The following is a 19,766-nucleotide window of genomic DNA, read 5'->3' as shown; positions in this document are numbered from 1 at the left end:
CTCGAGCAGGTTGACCCGTGAAACCGCATTCCGCAAAAAGTCCGTCTTTATTATCGCACAAATAGAAAATATCGGCAATTACGGCGATTTAGGCATGCGACGCCGATCAAAGGCCCGTCATTTGGAGTATTGCCCATCACTGAGAATATTGTTTTAGGTAGGCGATGAGATCGGTGATCTCCTGATCGTCCTTCACGCCGACGAAGGCCATCTTCGTGCCCTTCACCTTGGCTTTCGGATTGTGCAGATAGTCGCGCAGTACCGTCTCGTCCCAGACGAGACCGCCTTCGCCGGCAGCCTTCATTCCGGCCGAATAGGCGAAGTTCGGATGCGTCCCGGCCTTCCGGCCGAACAACTTGTTCAGCGATGGGCCAACCTTGTTCGTATCGGAATCGGCGACATGACAGGTTGCGCATTTCTTGAAAACGACGGCACCCGCGGTCGCATCGCCCTCCTGCGCCCCGGCGCTACCAGGGAAAAGGGCGATGACGGATGTGGCGATCAGCAGAACAACACGGTAATCCACGGCAAACCCCATCCTCCTGAAGGTCGCCAGCCACTCGCACCCTCCGCGATCTCTCGCGTATGGGTAGTGGTTGTTATGACTAAAGCTTAGTCCTTCGCGGCAGCAAGTCAATCGGTTCCACAATGGAGGCTTACCTGAACGCGATCTAATCTCTGGTGGATCCGGCGTGGATGACCTGCCTGAGCTGCCGCCATTTGACCTACACGCCGATCGAACGCGCCTCCTCTACCGCCAACTCGGCCATGGCAAGCGCCGCCTCGCGGGTCGTCGCGGCGGCGATGAAGCGGCCGTTGTGGCAGAAGCTCGCACCCTCTACGCCGCACACCGCCTCCAGCGCGCCATTGGTGAGCCCGGCCCAAGCCGCCGGCAGATCGGCCCTGAGCTCGAAGCCCTCTTCGGCGCGGCGGATGCCGGTCACGCACCAATCCTTTTCGCGCGGGTGGACGACGAACAGCAGATGATCGGCACCCGCCTTGACGATGGCCGGACGGAAAGGCATTCCCCTCGGCAATTCCAGCACACGCCCCTGCCCGGCAGCCTCGATCGCCCGGTGCACGATCGCCTCGGCCCGCAATTTTGCGGCACTTTGGGCGATCCTGGCCTCGACGAAACTGCGGGCGATGGCCAGGGCAGAGTGGAAGGCGCGATCATCGGCCTCGGGCTCGGCTTCATCGAAAACCGGTTTCAGGGTCTCCAGCAGCGCCGGCAGCGTCAAGCCCGCCAAAGGCCCTGAGGGGCTGAGCGCGCCATTGTCGGTCAGATCGATCGGCAGCACGAAGCTGGCGTCGAAAGAGCCATGCAACGCCACGACATGGGCCTCTGGAAGACCGGAGGCTGCGAGATAGTCACGGCCGTAATGCTTCCAGATCAGGCCGAACGAGCTGTAGGGCTGGCCATCTTCGCGCAGCGGCGCGCCGCGCTGATGGTGGTCGAATATCCCGGCAGCAGGGTCATAGGTTCCGCCGACATCATAGATGATGCGGTCTTCGCTCGGCGTGATCCATTCCGGCGCCCGACTGCGGACGATACGCGCCTGCGGGAAAAGCCGGGTCAGGATGACGCTCGACAGCAGTTCGTCGGCATGGAAGCCACCGGAATGGGTGACGAGGAAATCGGGAATCATGAAAGGCCTTATCGTTTTCGGCGGGTTCGCCTGGGTCAGCACCAGATAGCGGTTGGCGGATATGACGACAAGTCTCTCTGGGATGAGGCTCTTGGACTTCGGCCTTGGTTATGTCTTGGATGCGGCATTTGCAGCCCTCGCAAAACTGCCTATTCTGCGGCCACCAGAAGTGAACAGCGACATTTGCGAAAGCGGAAAGAGGCAGCGCTTGGAGATTCCTCCGCACTTTCATGTTGCCGAAACATCAGGATGGCTGGTGAACCACCGGATGAACTCCGCCCTTCCCGGCTACATCATGATCAGCTCAAAGACCGACACGACAGATCTGTCGGATTTGTCCGAAAACGCCCTGGCCGAACTCGGTCCGTTGCTCGCAAGGGCTCAGAGTGCTCTGAAACGGGAACTGAATGCGCAGCGCATCTATATCGGCAGATATGGGCACACGCCCGGTTATCCGATCCATTTCCATGTGATCCCGATATATGACTGGGTGGAGGAGTTGTTCTGGAAGGATCCTCGCTATCGGCTGCTCGAGAATTTCGTAGAGGGACCGGGAGAAACCGCAACGGATGGCGCGGAACTGACACTGTTTGTCTGGCGCGAATTCTGCGAACGTGCAGAGCCGCCGCCGGTTAAAGGGCCATCGGTCTCAGAGGTCATCGAGCTGCTGCGGGGTGTAATACGGCCTCAAGCTTGAGACAGCGCCGGTCCTGGCTGTCGTACAACGAACGCCCGGGCGACGGCGGCGCCGGCATGCAGGCAGATCAGCCCGATCGCGGCCAGAGAATTGATCAGCAGGACATCGGCCACGACGGATGCCGAGAACGCGCCCTCGCCTGACGGAAGCACCGCCGTTGCGGCAAAGAGCACGCCTTCATAGGCAACGAAGCCGGTGAGGAAAGCGGTCGCCATGGTGACGGCAATGTCGGCAGCGAGACGAATCACACCAAGCGCTGCGGCGAGCGCAGCAAATGCCGCGATGCCGATCGTCAGACCCCAGGCATAGCTGTCCCAGGTCTGGGGATAGCCGAGCACGAGATATCCGACCATCTGGTTGGCGAGCCAGGCCAACAGGACCGCCGTCACCGCCATCCGCCGGGGAAGAATGACCGCCGATACCGCCGCCAAGGCCACGAAGGGCGTGACGCAGGCAAAAAGCAGGCTGAGGGCAACGCTCGCGCCTGAAATGACGACGACCCAGGCGACAGCGAAGCCGGGGACGACAGGGCGCAGGGGAAACTGATTTCGTTCGAGCATCTCGAAACTCCGTTCGACCGGGCGCGCGCGCCCTCAGAAATCATACGCCAGTCCGGGAAAAAGGCCAGTGAGGTGACACCGCCGCCTTGAGGTCGAATTCCCGGCCATTCCTCAATCCATGACGTATTGGATATGATGGCGGCCATGCACGGCCGATTTCTGGACATGGGCGCGAACGCCGAAGACCCGGCCGATCATCTCCTCCGTCAGCACATCCTCAGGCGCGCCGAAGGCGACGACCTCGCCCTTCTCAAGCACCGCCAGACTGTCGCAGAACATCGCCGCCAAATTGAGATCATGCAGCGCGACGATAGAGGTGATGCCGAGTTTCGAGATCAGCGAGAGAATGTCGAGCTGGTGCTGGATATCGAGATGGTTGGTCGGCTCGTCGAGCAGCAGTTCGCTCGGTGCCTGCGCCAGGGATCGCGCGATATGGACGCGCTGCCGCTCGCCGCCCGACAGCGTCTGCCAGAGCTGGCCCGCCCTCTCCCGCATTCCCACCCGTAACAGGGCTTGGTCGACGGCGGCATCGTCCTCGGCGCCCCAGGACGACAGCAGCCCGCGATGCGGCGTGCGGCCGAGCCGCACCACATCACGCACGGTCAATTGCGTGTCGGTGGTCGACTGCTGCTCGACGAAGGCGACGCGGCGCGCAAGGGCTGTGCGCGACAGCGAGGCAATATCGTCCTCTCCGAGCCGGATGACGCCGCTGCGAACCTTGCGCAGCCGGCAGATCAATCTGAGCAGGCTCGATTTACCGGAACCGTTTGGCCCGAGCAGGCCAAGCACCTTGCCCTTTTTCACCTCCAGGCTGACGCCGTTGACGATGACGGTGTCGCCGGCGGCAAAGCTCACCTTGTCGATGCTGATGCTCATGCCTGCCTCCTGACGCGATAGAGGATGACGGCAAAGGCCGGTGCGCCGAACAGCGCGGTGACGACGCCGATCGGCAGGATCTGCTGCGGTATGATGATGCGCGAAACGATATCGGCGCCGACCATGAAGATCGCGCCGCCGAGCGCCGTTGCCGGCAGCAGCCGCCCATGCGCCGGCCCGACAAGGAAGCGGGCGGCATGGGGAATGACAAGGCCGACAAAACCGATCGAGCCCACCATGCTGACGACGCTTGCCGTCATCGCCGCGGTCGTGCCGAAGAGCACGATCTGGACGCGGCGCACGGAAATGCCGAGCGAGGCGGCGGCATCCGTGCCGAAGGCGAAGGCATCGAGCGCCCTGACATGGGCCATGCAGACGACGAAGCCGATGAGCGCGATCGGCACGGAGAGATAGACATCCGGCCAGCGCACGCCGCTCAGCGACCCGAGAAGCCAGAACAGGATGCTGCGCGCCTGCTCGGCATTCGCCGATGTCGTCACCACGTAGGAGGTCAGCGCATTGAAGAGCTGCGAGCCGGCGACGCCGCAGAGAATGATGCGCTCGCCGCTTCCCCCGACCCCGGTCGCCAGGAAACCGACCAGCAGGAAGGCGATGACCGCGCCGATGAAGGCGCCGCTCGAGAGACCAAGAACACCAGAGCCGAAGCCGAGGATCATCACGCAGACAGCGCCGGTCGAGGCGCCGGCGGAGATGCCGAGCGCATAGGGTTCGGCCAATGGATTGCGCAGCAGCGCCTGCAGGATCGCCCCGCAAAGCGACAGCGACGCACCGGCGCTGGCGGCAACGAACGCCCGGCTCAGACGATAATCCCAGACGATGCCCTGGTGGATGCGGCTGAGTTCGAAATCCGTTCCGAACAGCCGGTTCGACACCGCCTCGGCCGTCGTCGCAAGCGGGATGGCGATCTCACCGATGGAAACGGCAAGGCTGACCATCAGCCCGAGAAGCAGAAACGCTGAAATGGTGAGCGCTGCCAGCGCCCCCCATCCCTGTTTCCTCGCCGACATTATGCTCACTGCGAAAGACCGAAGGACTTGATGCCGTTCGCCAGCGTCTCGATGCCGTCGATCGTCCGGATCGTCGGGTTCATCGATTGCGCGTCCATCATCACGAAGTGCTTGTTCCTGACGGCATCCAATTCCCTGGTGACCGGGTCGTTCTCGAGGAAATCGACCTTGACCTTGGGATCGTCGGCCGGGTAACGGCGGCGATCCATGGTGGCGAGAACGATGACGGCGGGATTTGCCTGAGCGATGGTTTCCCAGCCGACCAGCGGCCATTCCTCTTCCGTCGTCACGACGTTCCTGGCACCGATTGTCTTCAGAATATAGGCTGGCGCGCTGTTCTTGCCGGCGATGAAGGCGTCGCCGTTGACTTGCTTGCTGGAGAACCAGAAGACCACGGGCAGGTTCTTGGCAGATGCGCCTGAAATCGATGCCACCGCATCGGCCTCGCGCTTCTTCAGCTGGGCGATCAAGGCATCGCCGCGCTCCTTGACGTCGAAGATCTCGGAGAGTTCGGCGATTTCCTGGTAGATCAGGTCCATCGTGAACAGCTCCCCACGCACGCCGTCGCCGCCGTCGGTATTGACCTTGGCGACGCAATCGGCCGGCGCAAGGTAGGTATTGATCCCGAGGTCGGCGAACTGCTCGCGCTTGCCGACGGAGCCCTGCGGGCCGACATGCCATTCGAACTCGGCCGCCACCAGATCGGGCTCCTGCCCGACGACGGCTTCGAAGCTCGGATCGTTGTCGGCCAGCCGCTTGATCTTGCTGTTGGCCGCCGCATATTGCGGCAGGACGGGACCGACCCAGACGGCCGTCCCGGTGATCTTGTCGGCAAGACCGAGCGAGAACAGAATTTCGGTCATGCCCTGGCCGATCGAAACGATCCTGGCGGGCGCCTTCTGGAATGTCACCGGCTGGCCGCAATTGCTGATGGTCAGTGGATACCGGGTCGCGGCAAGGCTTGGTGCCGTGAGGCCGGCGAGCCCGAAGGCAAATGTCATGATGGCGAGAATTTGACGCATGAAAACCTCGATATGGGGGGGAAATATGAATACGGTCATGCCGCGCAGGCGACCGGGGCGCGCGGACGCGGACCCGGGCAGACCGCGAGGACTAGCCGCAGGAGGCCCAATCGAGACGGATGCATGCCGGTGTCAGGCGAAGGTTCAGCAGGTCAATCATGTCTGTTCCTTGTCCGGGCATCCCCGCCCGGTTGATTGGATCGCGATTGACGGCAGGTCTCCTGGCTTGCGGATATGCGCCGTTTCATCCACCTTCCCGCGCGGCATGCGCAGTGGCTGGGCCAAAAGCCCCTGGGGATGATCGCTAATGCGCTCACCCTCGGATGATCGACAATCCGCTTACAGTTGCGGGGGCAGCCACGGTCTCGGTCCCTACTGGGTCGTCCTCACCGTGTTCCCTATTAATCCCCTTGGAGTCATCTTCAGGGAACCGTCGCCCCCAGTTACGTCGCCTGCCCGCACGACGTCAATCACTATTACAGGAAGCGCGGCGGCTTTGCCGGAAATAGGCCTGAGCCCCAAGGCATCAACCCCGCAGCTGACGCCCAGTCCGCGACTGTTTGCCAATTTTCCGTGGATATGGTCCAGCGAGTGGTCTAAACTTCAAGCGAAATCGGACCGCAGCATGGTCCCGACCGGCGTGTGAGATGCGGGTATCCGTGACCGATGCGAAGGGGCAATTGACCGAACTGGTGCGCCGTGCCGAAGCCGGCGACGAGGTGATCCTCACCCGCCATGGCCATGCCGCTGTAAGGCTGGTTCCGATCACAGCCGCGCGAGACGGAAAAACACGCCGGGCGCTGATGCAGGCGATGCAGGCGTCTGCCGCCGCAAAGGCCGCAGACGACACAGATGCCGCACGCAGCCAGGATTTTCTCTATGGTGACGACGGCCTGCCGCAATGATCGCCGTCGATACCTCTGCGCTGATGGCGATCCTGCTCGGCGAGCCGGAAGCCGATGCCCTGATGGCCGTCCTTGAAGCCGAAAACGATGCTGATTTCCGATCGTGGATGCGTGAGGAAATCCACCCTCACAACGCATCCAGCGGAATCTTCAGATACCGCCGGCCGTTCCCCTCCGGCTCGGGCAGCCGCCCGCCGCGGATATTGACCTGCAGCGCGTGCAGCATCAGCTTCGGCTTCGGCAGCGTGCGGTCGCGCGCCTGGCGCAGCGCCACGAAGCCGGCCTCGTCGATGCCTGCGATATGCGGATTGGCGCGTTTCTGGGCGGCCACCGTGCTTTCCCAGCGTGGGTGGCGGCCGCCCGGCTGGTAGTCGTGGCCGGAAAACAGCCGCGTCTCTTCGGGCAGCGACAGGATCGCCTGGATCGAGTGCCAGAGGGCGCTGGCACTGCCGCCTGGGAAATCCGTGCGCGCCGTACCGGAATCCGGCGTGAACACCGTATCGTGCACGAAAGCGGCGTCGCCGATCACATAGGTGATCGACGCCAGCGTATGGCCAGGCGAGAACATCACGCGGGCCTTCAGCGCGCCGATCTCGAACATGTCGCCGTCGGCAAACAGCCGGTCCCATTGCGAGCCGTCGGTTGCGAGTGCCGGCCAGTTGTAGATCTCCTTCCAGAGCTTCTGCACGTCGACGACATGGGCGCCGATTGCGCTCAGTGCACCAGTCTTTCCTTTGAGGTAATGCACGGCGGAGAAATGGTCGGCATGCGGATGCGTGTCGAGTATCCACTCGACCATCAGCCCCTCGCGTTCGATATGGGCGAGGATGGCGTCGGCATTGGCTGTGCCCGTCGCCCCTGACATTTCGTCGAAATCGAGCACCGGGTCGATGATGGCGCAGCGCCTCGTCGCCGGATCGGCAACGACATATTGCACACTGCAGGTGCGGGGCTCGAAGAAGGCCTTCACATGAGGCACCTGCCCTGCCCGCTTCTCCAGCCAGCGGCGCGCGCCGATGAGATCGAAGCCGAGGTTTTGACCGAGAGTCTCGACATCCCCGGGTTTCATCCGCCCGTCCAGCACCTCGCCCAGAGCATAGAGCGTCAGCGCCCGTGTGCCGCTCTTGCAATGGGCAACGACCGGCCCCTTTGCCTCGGCCATCGCTGCCTGGAAGGCGCGGATATCGGCCTCGGTGATCTCCTGTCCCTTCACCGGTATGAAGCTGTAGGAAAGCCCGGCAGCGGAAGCGGAAGCCTTTTCGGCCGCATTGCCGGGCTGCCCCGGCTCCTCGCCATCCGGCCGGGCATTGATGACGCCGGCAAAGCCGTCTGCCGCAAAAGCGGCAAAGCCCGCCGCATCGGGCTGTCCCGCCACCGATATCAGCTCATTGACCCTCACGGATATCATCGAAGCCCCCGCGCTGCCCTGATCAGGCATTATCGCATGTATATCGATACAATCTCACAAGTATATTGCCGAGCGCAAGAATAGACGCTCGGCACTCCCACGCGCCGCCCGGCCCCGGCTCCCCGGTCAAAACGACAGCGTCGCAGCACCCTCCTTGATCTCGGCATGCATGGCGCTGGCGCCGACGATGACGACGCCGTCGAGCATGTCCTCCTGCGTGTAACCGCGCGAGGTCACGCAGGGCGGGCATGCCCAGATCGTGCCGCCGCGCTGCCGGAAATTCTCGATCAGGCTCGACAGCGGATCGAGCGGCGGCACATGCGTCATGCGCTGGCCGCCCTTGCGCACCAGATCGATCCCGGTGCTGGTGAGGAACACCGAAACCTGCAGCCCGGCGGTGATGCCGCCATTGGCAATGGTGAAGGCGACGGAGGAGAGTTCGGATTCGATGCCCTTTGTGATGAGCACGACCAGTTTATCGCTTCGGCTTTGCATAGTATTCTCCTGTTGAAATGACGTGTTCACCATAGGAGGGTGCGCGGGGCGCGTATTTGGCCGGAATGCGTGAAGCCTTGTCCGAAAATCCAGACGCTATGGGCGGCGTCGTGCGCGACGACGTGTTGTCGGCGCTGCTGTCGACGATCCGTCTTTCGGGATCGCTGCAGTTCTGCTTCATGCCGACCGGCGACTGGCAGACCGATGCCGCGCCGGCCTTGGCGAGCCTTTCGGCGAAGTCCTCGGGCACGATGCCGTTTCACATCGTCGTCGCCGGCAACTGCTGGCTGAAAACCGAAGGCGAAGAAACCGAGCTGGAGGCCGGCGACGTGCTGATCTTTCCCTTCGGCACCGGGCATCAACTCGGGGCAGGAAGAGACGGCATGCTGGTGCTGCCGACCCGCGACCTGCCGCAGAAGCCGTGGCGTGAGATTCCCGTGCTTCGCTATGGCGAGGCGACGCAGGGGGTTCGGCTGCTCTGCGGCTATCTGCAATGGGATGGGCTGAACTTCGCGCCGCTGCGCCAGGCGCTGCCCAGGCTGATCCATGTCAGGACACGGGCCGCCAATGACGGCGACTGGCTGCGCGCCACCATCCGCCAGATGGTCGAAGAGGTCGATCGACCGCGCGCCGGGGGCGTCTCGATGCTGCCGCGGCTGACGGAAATCATCTTCATCGAAATCCTGCGCCACCAGATCATGATGGCCGAACCGCGCTCGGTCGGCTGGCTGGCGGCGCTCAGCGACCCGGCGCTGTCGCGCTGTCTCTCCCTCATTCACGACGATCCCAGACGCGACCGGTCGCTGGGGGACCTGGCCGCAGCCTCCGGCCTGTCGCGCAGCGCACTCGCCGACCGCTTCCAGGCAATGCTCTCGACCTCGCCGATCCGCTATATCAGGGACTGGCGGCTTTACCTCGCAAGTGTTGCGCTCGCCACCTCAGGCCGGCCGATCGCGGCGATCGCCGACGACACCGGCTACGCCACGGAAGCCGCCTTCAACCGCGCCTTTTCGCGGGCATTCGGCACCCCGCCGGCGGCGTGGCGGGTGATGGCACAGGCGTAGAGCGTGAGGGCGTCAGACATCGGGTCGACAGCACTATTTGGTCGGCAAACGTTCCACTTACTGGCCTTTGCGGCAGCCCGCGCCAACGTCCAAGAGAGCCTCATCCTAAGGTACCCCGAAGGGACCTCGAAGGACGAGGCGGGCCCTCGGCGTCCGATGCATGCAATGAGCGGCGCTGCGGCGTGTCCTTCGAGGCTCCGCCCTATGGGCTGCGCGCCTCAGCAGATGAGGGAGCGCGGAGGATGCCGCCCAATCAGAAGCGTTTGAGGATGCCGCGATTTGCTTCCAGCTCCTATTGCGCCAGCGCCCAAGAGAGCCTCATCCTGAGGTGTCCCGAAGGGGCCTCGAAGGACGAGGCGGGTGCGCCAGCGTCCAACGCAAGCAAGGAGCAGCGTTGCCGCATTTCCTGAAAGGATGGCCGGCGGTATTCACCCCTGCGGCGGCGGCGCATCGAGCATCACGCCCTTGACGTCGCCGCCGTGATGCACTGTTTCAGAGCTGCCCCTTTCTACCAAGGCCTGCTGACGCCAAATGGCGCGCCGTCGAGCCCGCCGGGCAGCAGCATGTCATTGTGTGCCCGGCCGGTGCGGATCATCGGCAGGCAATTGGCGAGTTCTGCGACGCGGCAGTCAAACAGAACAGGCATGTCGACCTCAATCATCTCCAGGATTGCATCGTCGAGTTCGGCGGGTTTCTCGCAGCGAATGCCGTGTCCGCCATAGGCTTCCGCAAGTTTCACGAAATCCGGGTTTCCGTGCTGCCGCTGCCGAACCGTTCCCGAATAGCCGTTGTTGAGAATGAAGATCTTGATCGGCGCCTCGTGCTGCACGGCAGCCGACATTTCCTTCATCGTCAGCTGCACGCAGGCATCGCCCGCTATGTCGATGACGAGGCTGTTGGGATTCGCGATCTGCACGCCGAGGGCCGCGGGCAGCGCGTATCCCATGGTCCCCAGGCCGCCTGATGCCATCCAGCGGTTCGGCCGCTCGAAGTCGTAATATTGCGCCGCCCAGATCCGATGCTGGCCGACCTCCGTCGTGATGTAAGTATCCCGATCCTTCGTCAGCTGATGGAGCCGCTCGATGGCATATTGCGGCATGATGACGTCGTCGCGCATCGCGTAGGAAAACGATCGCCGCGCCCGCCAGCCCGCAATCGTGCCCCACCACTCGGTCAGTCCCGCCCGGTCCGGCGCCTGCGGCAGCGCCCGCCACAGACGAACGAGGTCGGCGAGCACGTGGGCGGCATCGCCCCGGATGCCGATATCGGCGCGCACAGTCTTGTTGAGCGAGGAAGCATCGATATCGATATGAATCTTCCGGGAATTCGGCGAGAAGCTATCGATGCTGGAGGTGACCCCACCGTCGAAGCGCGCCCCGATGCAGAGCATGAGGTCGCAGTCGTGCATCGCCATGTTGGCCTCATAGGAGCCGTGAAGCCCGGCCATCTTCAGCCAGTTCGGGCTGGAAGCCGGATAGGCGCCGAGCCCCATCAGCGTCGACGTGACGGGAAAGCCGGAGAGATCGACCAGCTCGCGCAACAGCTTTACCGCTTCAGGGCCGGAATTGATCACGCCGCCGCCCACGCAGATGACCGGTCGGCGCGCCGTCGCCATCAGAGCGACGGCAGCCTCGATCTTCCCGATGTCGCCACGACGGTCCGGCTGGTAGCTTATTCGCCGGCCGACGGCCTCCGGCGGCGTGTAGCTGCCGCTCGCAAACAGCACGTCCTTGGGCATGTCGACCAGAACGGGGCCGGGCCGGCCGGATCTGGCGATGCGAAAGGCCTCGTGGATGGTCGCCGCAAGATCATTGACGTCGCCGACCAGCCGATTGTGTTTTGTGCAGGCTCGGGTGATGCCGACGGTATCGCATTCCTGGAACGCATCGGACCCGATCAGCGTCGTCGGTACCTGGCCGGACAGGCAGACGAGCGGGACGGAATCCATCAAGGCATCCTGGAGGGGCGTGATGGCGTTGGTGACGCCGGGGCCCGATGTGACCAGCATGACGCCGACCTTGCCCGTCGAGCGGGCATAGCCCTCGGCGGCATGGCCGGCGCCCTGCTCATGACGAACCAGAATGTGCCTGATGTCTTCCTGCTGGAAAAGCTCGTCGTAGATCGGCAGCACGGCAGCGCCGGGATAGCCGAAAATATGCTGGACGCCGTTGTCTCTCAGCGCCTGGAGAACAATTTCCGCGCCGGTCATCTGCGCGCGCGGGGTGTCGATGGAATGACGGGATCTCATGGTTCCGTTCCTTGATCAGTGTGATGATGTGTGGAAAGTCCGACGAGGCGCACGCCCGGATTCAGGGCATAAAAAAAGGCCCCGTCAGGAGCCTGCTTACCGCGCATGGGTGCCTTCGCCGGATGGTTACACCACCCTGCCCATGCGCCCTATCACCACTGCCAGAACCATTGCGATTTTCATGGCAGCATAGCTAAATCCAAATTGGAGCGTCGTCAATGCTCCCGGAGAAATTGCACTTCGGGCGGCGGGTAGCCGATCGGGAAGCGACCCAGGGCGCGGTTGGTCGCGTCGCCGCCGGCATCCCGCTTCATGCGCGGAGAAGCAAGGTTAGTCCCGGCCCTGCAAGCGGTCCATTACCTGCAGCAGCAGATCGGCGCAGGCCTTCATTGGTTCGTCCTCGGCGCATTGCAGATCGATCCGGGTGTTCCCGTCCTCGATCCGGAAATGCGCTGCCTTGGACAGCGGCGGTGGCGGGCGATGGCCCCGGAAACCACGAAAGCCCATGTCGCCTCTCGAACCGTGCCATCGGTAATCGGGACGGTCTCTCGGCGGCCCATCCGGCCCGCTCCGCATCGCCCCCTCATCGCCGGATGCAGGCGGAGGCGGTGAGCTTGGCTCGGCCGCGGCGGGCGGTGTCCCCGCGGATGGCGGGGCGGGCGGCTCCTGCGCGAAGGCAGCGCCGGCAAGTGCAGCAAGGGCAAGGCCCGATAGAAGAAGTCTTTGCATGGGAACCGTCCTTTCGGAGATATGAGGCATGTCAGTAAACACCCCGGCGCGGCATTGGTTCACGCGCCCTCGGGGCTTTTGTCGAAATCCGCAGCGCATTTGTGCAGCGGGCCTTCGGCTGCGGCCCTAAGACTTCTTTCGCCTCGCCTCTGCCTTCTTGGGCGGCTATCCTAAGCGCCGATTCGCTGGCCACGACGAGGGCGTGGCGTGAACGAAGCATCAAAGGAGAGTGCGATGACGGACGCCAAGAGCGGCATTTCGGGACTGCGGCCGCATATTACAGTCATCGGCGTCGGCGGCGGTGGCGGCAATGCGATCAACAATATGATTGCGGAAAAGCTGGCAGGCGTTGAATTCATCGCCGCAAATACGGACGCCCAGGTCCTCGCCACGTCCAAGGCGACGCGGCGCATTCAACTCGGCGCGAACGTAACGGAGGGTCTCGGCGCCGGTTCGCTGCCTGAGATCGGCCATGCGGCTGCCGAGGAGTCGATCGATGAGATCATGGATCACCTGGCAGGATCGCACATGTGCTTTGTCACCGCCGGCATGGGCGGCGGGACGGGCACGGGTGCTGCACCTGTCATCGCGCGCGCCGCGCGTGCCGCCGGCATCCTGACGGTCGGCGTCGTCACCAAGCCCTTTACCTTTGAGGGCAATCGCCGCATGCGGACGGCGGAAGTCGGCATCGAGGCACTCCGCCAGGCAGCCGATACCGTCATCGTCATTCCCAATCAGAATCTTTTCCGCATCGCCGATGCGAAAACGACTTTCGCCGATGCCTTCATGACGGCCGACCGCGTGCTCTATGCCGGCGTCGGCTGCATCACCGATCTCATCGTCAAGGAAGGCCTGATCAATCTCGATTTTGCCGACGTGAAGTCGGTCATGCAAGGCATGGGACGCGCCATGATGGGCACTGGCGAAGCCTCCGGCGAGAGCCGCGCGATGAAGGCGGCGGAAGCGGCAATCGCCAACCCGCTTCTCGACGATATCTCGATGAGAGGCGCCAAAGGCGTGCTGATCTCGATATCGGGCGGCTCGGATATGACGCTGTTCGAAGTGGACGAAGCGGCAAGCCGCATTCGCGACGAGGTGCAGGACGACGCCGATATCGTCGTCGGCGCCATCTTCGACCGCAGCCTTGACGGCAAGTTCCGCGTCTCGGTCGTGGCGACCGGCCTGGAAGGCAGCTCCCTGCCCGCATCCGCTTCTCACGCCCCGGCCGAACAGATCCAGACGCGCACGCTGCAGTAAGCGGCCACTGTCATATTGGTCTGCTCACCATGGCACTGAGCGATAAACGCCGCCCCACCCTGTGGAAAATGGGCGGGCGGCGTCACTATTCGGCCAGTAAAGACCGTCAGGCGAAGAGTATGTCCGAGACGTTGTGCACCACGGAGATTTCGTCGGTCATGCTGTTGGTGATGTAGAGATTATCCGCCGCTGAATCATAGACCACGTTGGTGGTGGAGTCGTCTCCTGATATGGCGATGTTGACATCGACCGTTGTCTTGACCCCGGTCGCAAAGTCGAATGCCGTGCCGATATGCTCGCTGCCGAAGGAATCGCCGAAGAAGAACGTGCCGTTGACGGCAAAGCCGTATCCGAGCCCGCCGGCCGAAAAGGTCTTGGATTCGATCGGGCTCAGCGTGTCGGGATCGATTTTGGAGACCTGCCAGGTGGAATCGTTGATGCGGCCGACGACGTAAATGCCGGTCGAATCCTGCATCGTATTGACGGCCGTGAATCCACCCCAGTCGAATGTACCCGCCCCGTTCTGACCGACGAGCCCGGGAATCGAAGCCCCCTTCTGATCGAGCGATCCGTCGGCGGCATCCCACTTTGCGAGATAGGTCTGATCGGGGAAAGGGTCTTCCTCGCCCCTCGCCTCGTTGGTTCTTCCGATGATCTCGCCGCCGCGGACCGAAAAATAGGTTCCGCCGATGTCATATTCGCCCTTGTCATAGTCGCCGAGGGAGATGGCGCCGCTGGCCTTGCCGGCCTCGAATGCGGCGGCGTTGTCGTAAATGCTCACCATGGAATCATCCGGGAAACCATGGCCGGAGCTGACGTAATACTTGCCCGTCAGCGGATCGATCGCCACCCCCTGGAGTTCGTAGTGGTCATCGAAGGGGCGCACGACATCAGCCTGGGCCTCGACATGATTGGTGTTCAACGACTTCCCGTCCGTCGCGCCGTCGACGGTCAGGGTGATCACGCCGGCGTCCGCGTGACCCGCGCCGTCGGAGACCTTGTAGTATTGGAGTTTCTCGGTGACATGCTCGCCGTCATCGAGGCCCGCCTTGACGGCCGGATCGAGATCGTAGGTGAAGCTTCCATCGCTTGCGAAATGGAAGGTGCCGAATTCACCCGCCACGTCGGTCGTCTGCCCTTGCCCCTGACCGGCAGGAATGCTGGTGCCCTCGACCGAGCGCAGGAAGAGCGTGCCCGCCTCTCCCGCGTGATCATTGGCGAGCACGTTGCGGGCCATCTCGCTTCCTTCGCGGAAGGACAAGGCGTCGTCGACCGCGACCGGCGGGCTCGTGACCCCGTGAATGTCGAGCGTGAAATGGCCGACATCGGTGTTGCCGGCGCCGTCGGAGATCTTGTAGCCGATCGTCTCCGTCAACGTCATTCCGTCAACGAAGCCCGCCTTGGCGGCCTCGTTCAGCGTATAGGTATAAGAGCCGTCGGCCTTGACGTGAAACGTGCCGTATTCACCCTCGATATCGGTGATCTGCCCGGCCGCCTTGGCGAGAACCCGCTCGCCATCGAAAAAGTTGAGGAACATGTTGCCGGAGCCCCCGGCCAGATCATTATGCAGCAGATTGCCCGAGATCACGTCATTCTCGGAAGCGCTGCTGACATCATCGACCGCCACAGGTTTTGTAAGAACTGTCATGGATATCTCCTTCAAGATCCATTCGCCTTGGTCTATCGGGAGGAAAGCAGCTGACACCGGCACGGTCAATGAATTTTCTAGCAGGAGTAGTATTTTAGCTTTTCACAGCTTTGTCATGCCTTGGGGGTTCGCCCCAGGCGGATGCCGCCGACGCAGACAGCACCATCAAGACCGACGCGGCGACCAAGACCGCGGCACGATATGAATTCATTGAAATCCCCCAACCCGCGCAGCATCAATCTTGCGCGCGTCGATGCACAGGATGACGGCAGATTTGTCCGGCTTGAGGCGATGATGACCGCTATATCATCGATCAACCAATTGCCCTCGTCTCAGCCCACCAAGCCCCTGATCTTCGCCGCATCCGCGGCCGTCGCCGGGTTGTACACCACCATGCTGAGATCCGGCCGGCCATCCACCTGGAAGGCGGAATATTCGAAAGCGAGAGGGCCGAGGATGGGGTGTTTGATGTGCTTGGCGCCCTCGCCGTGGCTACGCACGTCGTTGTCGCGCCACATCGCCAGGAATTCGGGGCTCTTGCGGCAGAGTTCGTCGACGAGGGGCTCGACCTCGGCCGCAGCACCCGCGCGGGCCGCATCCACGCGGAAAGCGGCGACGACGAAGCGGGCGACACTTTCCCAGTCGTACTGGGCGGCGCGCACGCGCGGGTCAAGGAAGATGAAGCGCAGCACGTTGCGCTCTTCCGGAGGCAGCGCGCCGTAATCGGTTAGAAGCACAGTCGCCGCCCTGTTCCAGGCAATCACGTCCCAGATGGCGTTGCGGATCAGCGCCGGGCTCGGGTCCAGAGCATCGAGCACGCCTTGCAACCTCGGCGTCACGCCCTCTTGCCTGTGGTAGCGCACCTCGGGCGGCCGGCCGAGGCCGATGAGGAAGAGATGCTCGCGCTCGACATCCGTCAGCATCAGCGCGCGAGAGATCCGGTCGAGCACGTCGGCAGATGGCGCACCACCGCGCCCCTGCTCCAGCCAGGTGTACCAGGTCGGGCTGATATTGGCACGGCTCGCCACCTCCTCGCGCCGCAGACCCGGCGTGCGCCGCCGCTCCCCCGCAAAACCGAGGGCCGCGGGATCGAGCCTGACGCGGCGCCCCTTCAGATAGGCGCCGAGCCGGTTATCCGAGGTGACGAATTCACCCATCCTGTTAGCCTTTATACCATGATAATGTCACTACTTTACCATGATACAGGCAGAGCCGATATGTGTCTCCGGCAAAAACCTGGAGATATCAGATGCGCGTATTCGTCACTGGAGCCACCGGCTGGGTCGGCTCGGCCGTCGTCAATGAATTGATCGCCGCCGGCCATCAGGTGCTCGGCCTCACCCGCTCCGACAAGGGAGCGGATCAACTGGCGACCGCCGGTGCTGCGGTCCATCGCGGCACGCTCGATGACCTGGAAAGCCTGAAGAGCGGCGGCGCCGAGGCGGACGCCGTGATCCACACGGCCTTCAACCATGATTTCTCGAAATTCGCCGAGAACTGCACCGCCGACCGGCGCGCCATCGAGGCGCTCGGCGAAGCCCTCCAAGGCTCCGATCGTCCGCTGCTGGTCACGGCCGGCCTTGGCTTTGCCCCCGGCCGCGTCGGCACCGAGAAGGATCCGCCCATGCCGACGTCGGAGACATACCCTCGCGCCTCCGAAATCACCGCGGTATCGCTGGTCGCCCGTGGCGTGCGCGCCTCCACCGTCCGGCTGCCGCCCTCGGTGCATGGCCATGGGGACCACGGCTTCGTGCCGATCCTGATCGATTTGGCCCGGCGCAAGGGCGTCTCGGCCTATATCGGCGAAGGGCAGAACCGGTGGCCGGCCGTGCACCGGCTCGATGCCGCCCGGGTTTATCGGCTGGCGCTGGAGCGCGGCGCCATCGGCGGCCCGTTCCTGGCAGTCGCGGAAGAAGTTCCCTTCAGGCAGATCGCCGAGGTCATCGGCCGGCGGCTCGATGTGCCCGCTATCTCGCTTTCACGGGAAGAAGCGGCCGAGCATTTTGGCTGGTTCGGGATGTTCGCCGGCTTCGACATCCCGACCTCGAGCGAGCATACCCGCGCGCTGCTCGGCTGGCAGCCGCAACAGTCCGGCCTCCTCGCCGATATCGACCATCCCACCTATTTCGGTGGGTAAGAAAGGGTGTCCAGATATGAAATTGGAGCAATTTCCGTGACTGGAAAAAACGGAAATGCCTCGCGGCTTGGCTCGCGAGGAGGCGACAGTGGAGCTAGTGCTAACGGCTCTCGTTCCTGTCGGCCGGATCGTAGTTGATATCCCAATCCTTCTCGGGCTTCGTCTTGCCGGGCGGGTTCTTGTGCACCGTGGCATCTTCCGAGCCGGTGATGACGGTCGGCTTGGCGCTGGCAACGCCGCTGCTTTTCCGGTCGGCACGGGATTTTGCGAACTGGCCGGCTGCGTCCTTCTCGGGATTGGCCATCTCAATCGCCCTTCTGCTTCATCGCGTCGCCGAGATTTTTGGTCTCGGGATCGCGGTTGTTTTCGCCCTTCGCGTCGCGATCGCGATCCGGATCATCCTTGGCTTTCAGGTAGCCGCGCGGCCTATTGCCCTTCGGACCCTCCCAGCGGGGGGACTGGTCGGTGGTGCCGGGAGCGCCATCCCTCGGTGTCGTCATGCCCATCTTCGTTCTCCTTGGTTTGAGTAAGGAAAACCGCAAAGAGCCGGAACTGTTCCACGCTTTTGCGAGATCACGGCGGGCAGTTGGCACAGAAAATATGGAACAGTGTCGCCGCCCATCGGTTGGTGTGAGGTCGCAACCGGAAACATGGAGCCGAAGATGAGCAAGACCAACGTTCGTGACCTTCAGAAACGCGCCGAGCAACAGGTCAGAAATACCAGCGCCGGCGGCCACCTTGGTGGCACCTATTTCGGCCAACAGCCAGACGGAAAAACCGCCTCGGACAGCAGCAATGACAGCGCCAAGGCACGGCCCAACAACGGCAGCAATTGAGGTCGGCAGGCTGCCGCAACGCGTGTGACCTGATGCTATCCACCACCCGATGAATCCGTCGCGCCCAGCGCGCTGGGCGCACAAACGTCCGGAACCTCCCCGTCAGGCCCGAGTACGGGAATGGGCACAGAATCTCGCTGCTGTCGGAAGACACCTGCCTGCGCCGCCTATGGATCCTGTCATTGACGCCGCAGGCGAGGTCTCCATTGGGCTGCGTTTGCGGTGAATGCTGGTCGTGATCACAGACCGCCTCAGCCAAACAAGAAGTCGCCCGAGTTGAAGTTTGAAAGCCCGCCGAGGGTGGTGATGTTGTCGAATTCAGCAACCAGCACCGCGCCGCCGGCTGAACTTGGGTTCTGATCGTAGTAGACCGCCGCATGGCCGAGATCCGTATTGTGGAACACGAACAATGCCCCTGTGGTTATGTTGCTGTAACCATTGATGGTGCTCTGGACGGTTGCGTTCGTGACGCTCACGTCCGTTTTGACGGCAACCTCCGTTCCGGCAACATTGATCGTGCCGTTGTTTCCCACCTTCACATTGTCCACGCTTGTATTGTTGTTGCCGACGGCAAACTCGAACGTGCCGCCTCCGACGTCCAACTGGAACCTGTCCACGGTTGTGCTATTCGTCCCAGCGTTGAAGTCAGTCATATGGTTCGTGGTGGTGGCGAACTTTTGCAAAAAGAAGGTATCATTTCCCACGCCGCCGGTCAGGGTGTTGTTGCCAGCACCACCGTTTAGGGTGTCGTTGCCGTCTTGGCCGAAAAGAGTGTCGTCACCTCCGAGCCCGAACATCATATCGTTACCGCCACCGCCGTAGAGCATATCGTCGCCCGTTCCACCGGTCGGATTGTCCACTGAGTTGCCATTGCCACCGGTGATAATCGTGAACGTCTCGGTCTTTTCGAAGGCCGGGCCTATAGGATCACCGGTCTGCGTTGCCGTTACCGTCACTGAAAATGTACCGTTCGTCGATAGCGCATCCGAATGAAGCGTATTGCCGGTAATCGAAAATAAGCCCGGATTCGACTGCGAGGCAATGCTGAAGCTGAATCCACCTGCGTCGGGATCAGTCGCCGTCAGCAGCCCACTGAACTCAAAACTATTGAAGTTGACGCTATCCGCCGGAACGACTGGCGTCAGCTTAATGTCGGTCGGCGCCTGTCTAGCTGGACCATCATCTGCGCCGGTGATGGCGACGACGA

The 19,766-nt window shown here is 62.7% G+C and carries 20 protein-coding genes, 2 pseudogenes and 1 riboswitch; of the genes and pseudogenes, 7 read left to right on the top strand and 15 right to left on the bottom strand.

Annotated elements, in window-relative coordinates; all coding sequences use genetic code 11:
• Nucleotides 1-136: 136 nt before the first annotated feature.
• Nucleotides 137-526, bottom strand: coding sequence for a cytochrome c family protein (locus CO667_RS14480; RefSeq protein ID WP_179874143.1), 390 nt, complete (start codon nt 524-526; stop codon nt 137-139).
• A gap of 199 nt (nt 527-725) precedes the next feature.
• Entirely contained in the window at nt 726-1,649 is a 924-nt protein-coding gene (locus CO667_RS14475) for an MYG1 family protein (protein ID WP_097619024.1), read from the bottom strand.
• Between the two features lie 208 nt (nt 1,650-1,857).
• Between CO667_RS14475 and CO667_RS14470 the strand changes: the two genes are divergently transcribed.
• Nucleotides 1,858-2,346, top strand: coding sequence for an HIT family protein (locus CO667_RS14470; protein ID WP_097619207.1), 489 nt, complete (start codon nt 1,858-1,860; stop codon nt 2,344-2,346).
• Here CO667_RS14470 and CO667_RS14465 read toward each other — a convergent pair.
• The 4 genes from CO667_RS14465 to CO667_RS14450 all read right to left on the bottom strand — a co-directional run bounded on the left by CO667_RS14465 (nt 2,337) and on the right by CO667_RS14450 (nt 5,832).
• Nucleotides 2,337-2,906, bottom strand: a complete 570-nt coding sequence (locus CO667_RS14465) for a hypothetical protein (RefSeq protein ID WP_097619023.1) — start codon at nt 2,904-2,906, stop codon at nt 2,337-2,339. The genes CO667_RS14470 and CO667_RS14465 overlap by 10 nt on opposite strands.
• A gap of 111 nt (nt 2,907-3,017) precedes the next feature.
• The gene (locus tag CO667_RS14460) at nt 3,018-3,782 is read right to left on the bottom strand and encodes an ABC transporter ATP-binding protein (RefSeq protein WP_097619022.1); all 765 of its coding nucleotides are present in this window, start codon (nt 3,780-3,782) and stop codon (nt 3,018-3,020) included.
• The gene (locus CO667_RS14455) at nt 3,779-4,810 is read right to left on the bottom strand and encodes an iron ABC transporter permease (protein WP_179874142.1); all 1,032 of its coding nucleotides are present in this window, start codon (nt 4,808-4,810) and stop codon (nt 3,779-3,781) included. The genes CO667_RS14460 and CO667_RS14455 overlap by 4 nt, the downstream gene beginning before the upstream one ends.
• A gap of 5 nt (nt 4,811-4,815) precedes the next feature.
• The gene (locus CO667_RS14450; RefSeq protein WP_097619020.1) at nt 4,816-5,832 is read right to left on the bottom strand and encodes an ABC transporter substrate-binding protein; all 1,017 of its coding nucleotides are present in this window, start codon (nt 5,830-5,832) and stop codon (nt 4,816-4,818) included.
• Between the two features lie 193 nt (nt 5,833-6,025).
• Nucleotides 6,026-6,282, bottom strand: a riboswitch (cobalamin riboswitch).
• Between the two features lie 197 nt (nt 6,283-6,479).
• Here CO667_RS14450 and CO667_RS14445 point away from each other — a divergent pair.
• On the top strand, nt 6,480-6,737 hold the full coding sequence (locus CO667_RS14445) for a type II toxin-antitoxin system prevent-host-death family antitoxin (protein ID WP_097619019.1): 258 nt from the start codon (nt 6,480-6,482) through the stop codon (nt 6,735-6,737).
• Nucleotides 6,734-6,826: pseudogene (locus CO667_RS35880) on the top strand (type II toxin-antitoxin system VapC family toxin); the annotation flags it as partial. The gene CO667_RS14445 and the pseudogene CO667_RS35880, both read left to right, overlap by 4 nt.
• A gap of 38 nt (nt 6,827-6,864) precedes the next feature.
• Here the strand turns inward: CO667_RS35880 and blh are convergent.
• Both blh and CO667_RS14430 read right to left on the bottom strand, forming a co-directional pair.
• Nucleotides 6,865-8,145 carry a bifunctional sulfur transferase/dioxygenase Blh gene (gene blh / locus CO667_RS14435; RefSeq protein WP_097619206.1) on the bottom strand — a complete coding sequence of 427 codons (1,281 nt, stop codon included), beginning with the start codon at nt 8,143-8,145 and terminating at the stop codon, nt 6,865-6,867.
• 126 nt (nt 8,146-8,271) lie between these two features.
• Nucleotides 8,272-8,640 carry a DsrE family protein gene (locus tag CO667_RS14430; RefSeq protein ID WP_097619018.1) on the bottom strand — a complete coding sequence of 123 codons (369 nt, stop codon included), beginning with the start codon at nt 8,638-8,640 and terminating at the stop codon, nt 8,272-8,274.
• 65 nt (nt 8,641-8,705) lie between these two features.
• On the opposite strand from CO667_RS14430, the gene CO667_RS14425 reads away from it, so the two are divergent.
• Entirely contained in the window at nt 8,706-9,704 is a 999-nt protein-coding gene (locus tag CO667_RS14425) for an AraC family transcriptional regulator (RefSeq protein ID WP_097619017.1), read from the top strand.
• A gap of 508 nt (nt 9,705-10,212) precedes the next feature.
• Here the strand turns inward: CO667_RS14425 and CO667_RS14420 are convergent.
• Together CO667_RS14420 and CO667_RS14410 are read right to left on the bottom strand one after the other, a co-directional pair.
• On the bottom strand, nt 10,213-11,913 hold the full coding sequence (locus CO667_RS14420) for an acetolactate synthase 3 large subunit (RefSeq protein ID WP_097619205.1): 1,701 nt from the start codon (nt 11,911-11,913) through the stop codon (nt 10,213-10,215).
• Between the two features lie 369 nt (nt 11,914-12,282).
• Nucleotides 12,283-12,681 carry a hypothetical protein gene (locus tag CO667_RS14410; protein WP_097619016.1) on the bottom strand — a complete coding sequence of 133 codons (399 nt, stop codon included), beginning with the start codon at nt 12,679-12,681 and terminating at the stop codon, nt 12,283-12,285.
• Nucleotides 12,682-12,915: 234 nt separating this feature from the next.
• On the opposite strand from CO667_RS14410, the gene ftsZ reads away from it, so the two are divergent.
• Complete coding sequence (ftsZ, locus tag CO667_RS14405) at nt 12,916-13,938, top strand: cell division protein FtsZ (protein WP_085737635.1); 1,023 nt, start codon at nt 12,916-12,918, stop codon at nt 13,936-13,938.
• A 106-nt stretch (nt 13,939-14,044) separates the two neighbouring features.
• Here ftsZ and CO667_RS14400 read toward each other — a convergent pair whose 3' ends face one another.
• On the bottom strand, nt 14,045-15,586 hold the full coding sequence (locus tag CO667_RS14400; RefSeq protein ID WP_097619015.1) for an Ig-like domain-containing protein: 1,542 nt from the start codon (nt 15,584-15,586) through the stop codon (nt 14,045-14,047).
• Between the two features lie 332 nt (nt 15,587-15,918).
• Complete coding sequence (locus CO667_RS14395) at nt 15,919-16,743, bottom strand: helix-turn-helix transcriptional regulator (RefSeq protein ID WP_097619014.1); 825 nt, start codon at nt 16,741-16,743, stop codon at nt 15,919-15,921.
• Nucleotides 16,744-16,835: 92 nt separating this feature from the next.
• On the opposite strand from CO667_RS14395, the gene CO667_RS14390 reads away from it, so the two are divergent.
• Nucleotides 16,836-17,723: an SDR family oxidoreductase gene (locus CO667_RS14390; protein WP_097619013.1), complete on the top strand. Its 888-nt coding sequence runs from the start codon at nt 16,836-16,838 to the stop codon at nt 17,721-17,723.
• 100 nt (nt 17,724-17,823) lie between these two features.
• On the opposite strand, the gene CO667_RS14385 is transcribed toward CO667_RS14390, so the two are convergent.
• Nucleotides 17,824-18,027 carry a hypothetical protein gene (locus CO667_RS14385; protein ID WP_097619012.1) on the bottom strand — a complete coding sequence of 68 codons (204 nt, stop codon included), beginning with the start codon at nt 18,025-18,027 and terminating at the stop codon, nt 17,824-17,826.
• A 1-nt stretch (nt 18,028) separates the two neighbouring features.
• Nucleotides 18,029-18,229, bottom strand: a complete 201-nt coding sequence (locus tag CO667_RS14380; protein ID WP_097619011.1) for a hypothetical protein — start codon at nt 18,227-18,229, stop codon at nt 18,029-18,031.
• Nucleotides 18,230-18,385: 156 nt separating this feature from the next.
• On the opposite strand from CO667_RS14380, the gene CO667_RS35385 reads away from it, so the two are divergent.
• Nucleotides 18,386-18,559, top strand: a complete 174-nt coding sequence (locus CO667_RS35385; RefSeq protein ID WP_097619204.1) for a hypothetical protein — start codon at nt 18,386-18,388, stop codon at nt 18,557-18,559.
• A gap of 251 nt (nt 18,560-18,810) precedes the next feature.
• Here CO667_RS35385 and CO667_RS14370 read toward each other — a convergent pair.
• Nucleotides 18,811-19,766: pseudogene (locus tag CO667_RS14370) on the bottom strand (hypothetical protein); the annotation flags it as partial.

Source organism: Rhizobium sp. L43, from assembly GCF_002531725.1.
Lineage (GTDB): Bacteria > Pseudomonadota > Alphaproteobacteria > Rhizobiales > Rhizobiaceae > Rhizobium.
This window is presented reverse-complemented; position numbering and strand designations above follow the sequence as displayed.

Coding starts and splice junctions, on each gene's coding strand:
- CO667_RS14455 (WP_179874142.1), bottom strand. CDS start 4,810: ATGTCGGCGAGGAAACAGGGATGGGGGGCGCTGGCAGCGCTCACCATT.
- CO667_RS14460 (WP_097619022.1), bottom strand. CDS start 3,782: ATGAGCATCAGCATCGACAAGGTGAGCTTTGCCGCCGGCGACACCGTC.
- CO667_RS35385 (WP_097619204.1), top strand. CDS start 18,386: ATGAGCAAGACCAACGTTCGTGACCTTCAGAAACGCGCCGAGCAACAG.
- CO667_RS14395 (WP_097619014.1), bottom strand. CDS start 16,743: ATGGGTGAATTCGTCACCTCGGATAACCGGCTCGGCGCCTATCTGAAG.
- CO667_RS14400 (WP_097619015.1), bottom strand. CDS start 15,586: ATGACAGTTCTTACAAAACCTGTGGCGGTCGATGATGTCAGCAGCGCT.
- CO667_RS14390 (WP_097619013.1), top strand. CDS start 16,836: ATGCGCGTATTCGTCACTGGAGCCACCGGCTGGGTCGGCTCGGCCGTC.
- CO667_RS14430 (WP_097619018.1), bottom strand. CDS start 8,640: ATGCAAAGCCGAAGCGATAAACTGGTCGTGCTCATCACAAAGGGCATC.
- CO667_RS14445 (WP_097619019.1), top strand. CDS start 6,480: ATGCGGGTATCCGTGACCGATGCGAAGGGGCAATTGACCGAACTGGTG.
- CO667_RS14425 (WP_097619017.1), top strand. CDS start 8,706: ATGCGTGAAGCCTTGTCCGAAAATCCAGACGCTATGGGCGGCGTCGTG.
- CO667_RS14475 (WP_097619024.1), bottom strand. CDS start 1,649: ATGATTCCCGATTTCCTCGTCACCCATTCCGGTGGCTTCCATGCCGAC.
- CO667_RS14465 (WP_097619023.1), bottom strand. CDS start 2,906: ATGCTCGAACGAAATCAGTTTCCCCTGCGCCCTGTCGTCCCCGGCTTC.
- CO667_RS14380 (WP_097619011.1), bottom strand. CDS start 18,229: ATGGGCATGACGACACCGAGGGATGGCGCTCCCGGCACCACCGACCAG.
- blh (WP_097619206.1), bottom strand. CDS start 8,145: ATGATATCCGTGAGGGTCAATGAGCTGATATCGGTGGCGGGACAGCCC.
- CO667_RS14410 (WP_097619016.1), bottom strand. CDS start 12,681: ATGCAAAGACTTCTTCTATCGGGCCTTGCCCTTGCTGCACTTGCCGGC.
- ftsZ (WP_085737635.1), top strand. CDS start 12,916: ATGACGGACGCCAAGAGCGGCATTTCGGGACTGCGGCCGCATATTACA.
- CO667_RS14385 (WP_097619012.1), bottom strand. CDS start 18,027: ATGGCCAATCCCGAGAAGGACGCAGCCGGCCAGTTCGCAAAATCCCGT.
- CO667_RS14450 (WP_097619020.1), bottom strand. CDS start 5,832: ATGCGTCAAATTCTCGCCATCATGACATTTGCCTTCGGGCTCGCCGGC.
- CO667_RS14420 (WP_097619205.1), bottom strand. CDS start 11,913: ATGACCGGCGCGGAAATTGTTCTCCAGGCGCTGAGAGACAACGGCGTC.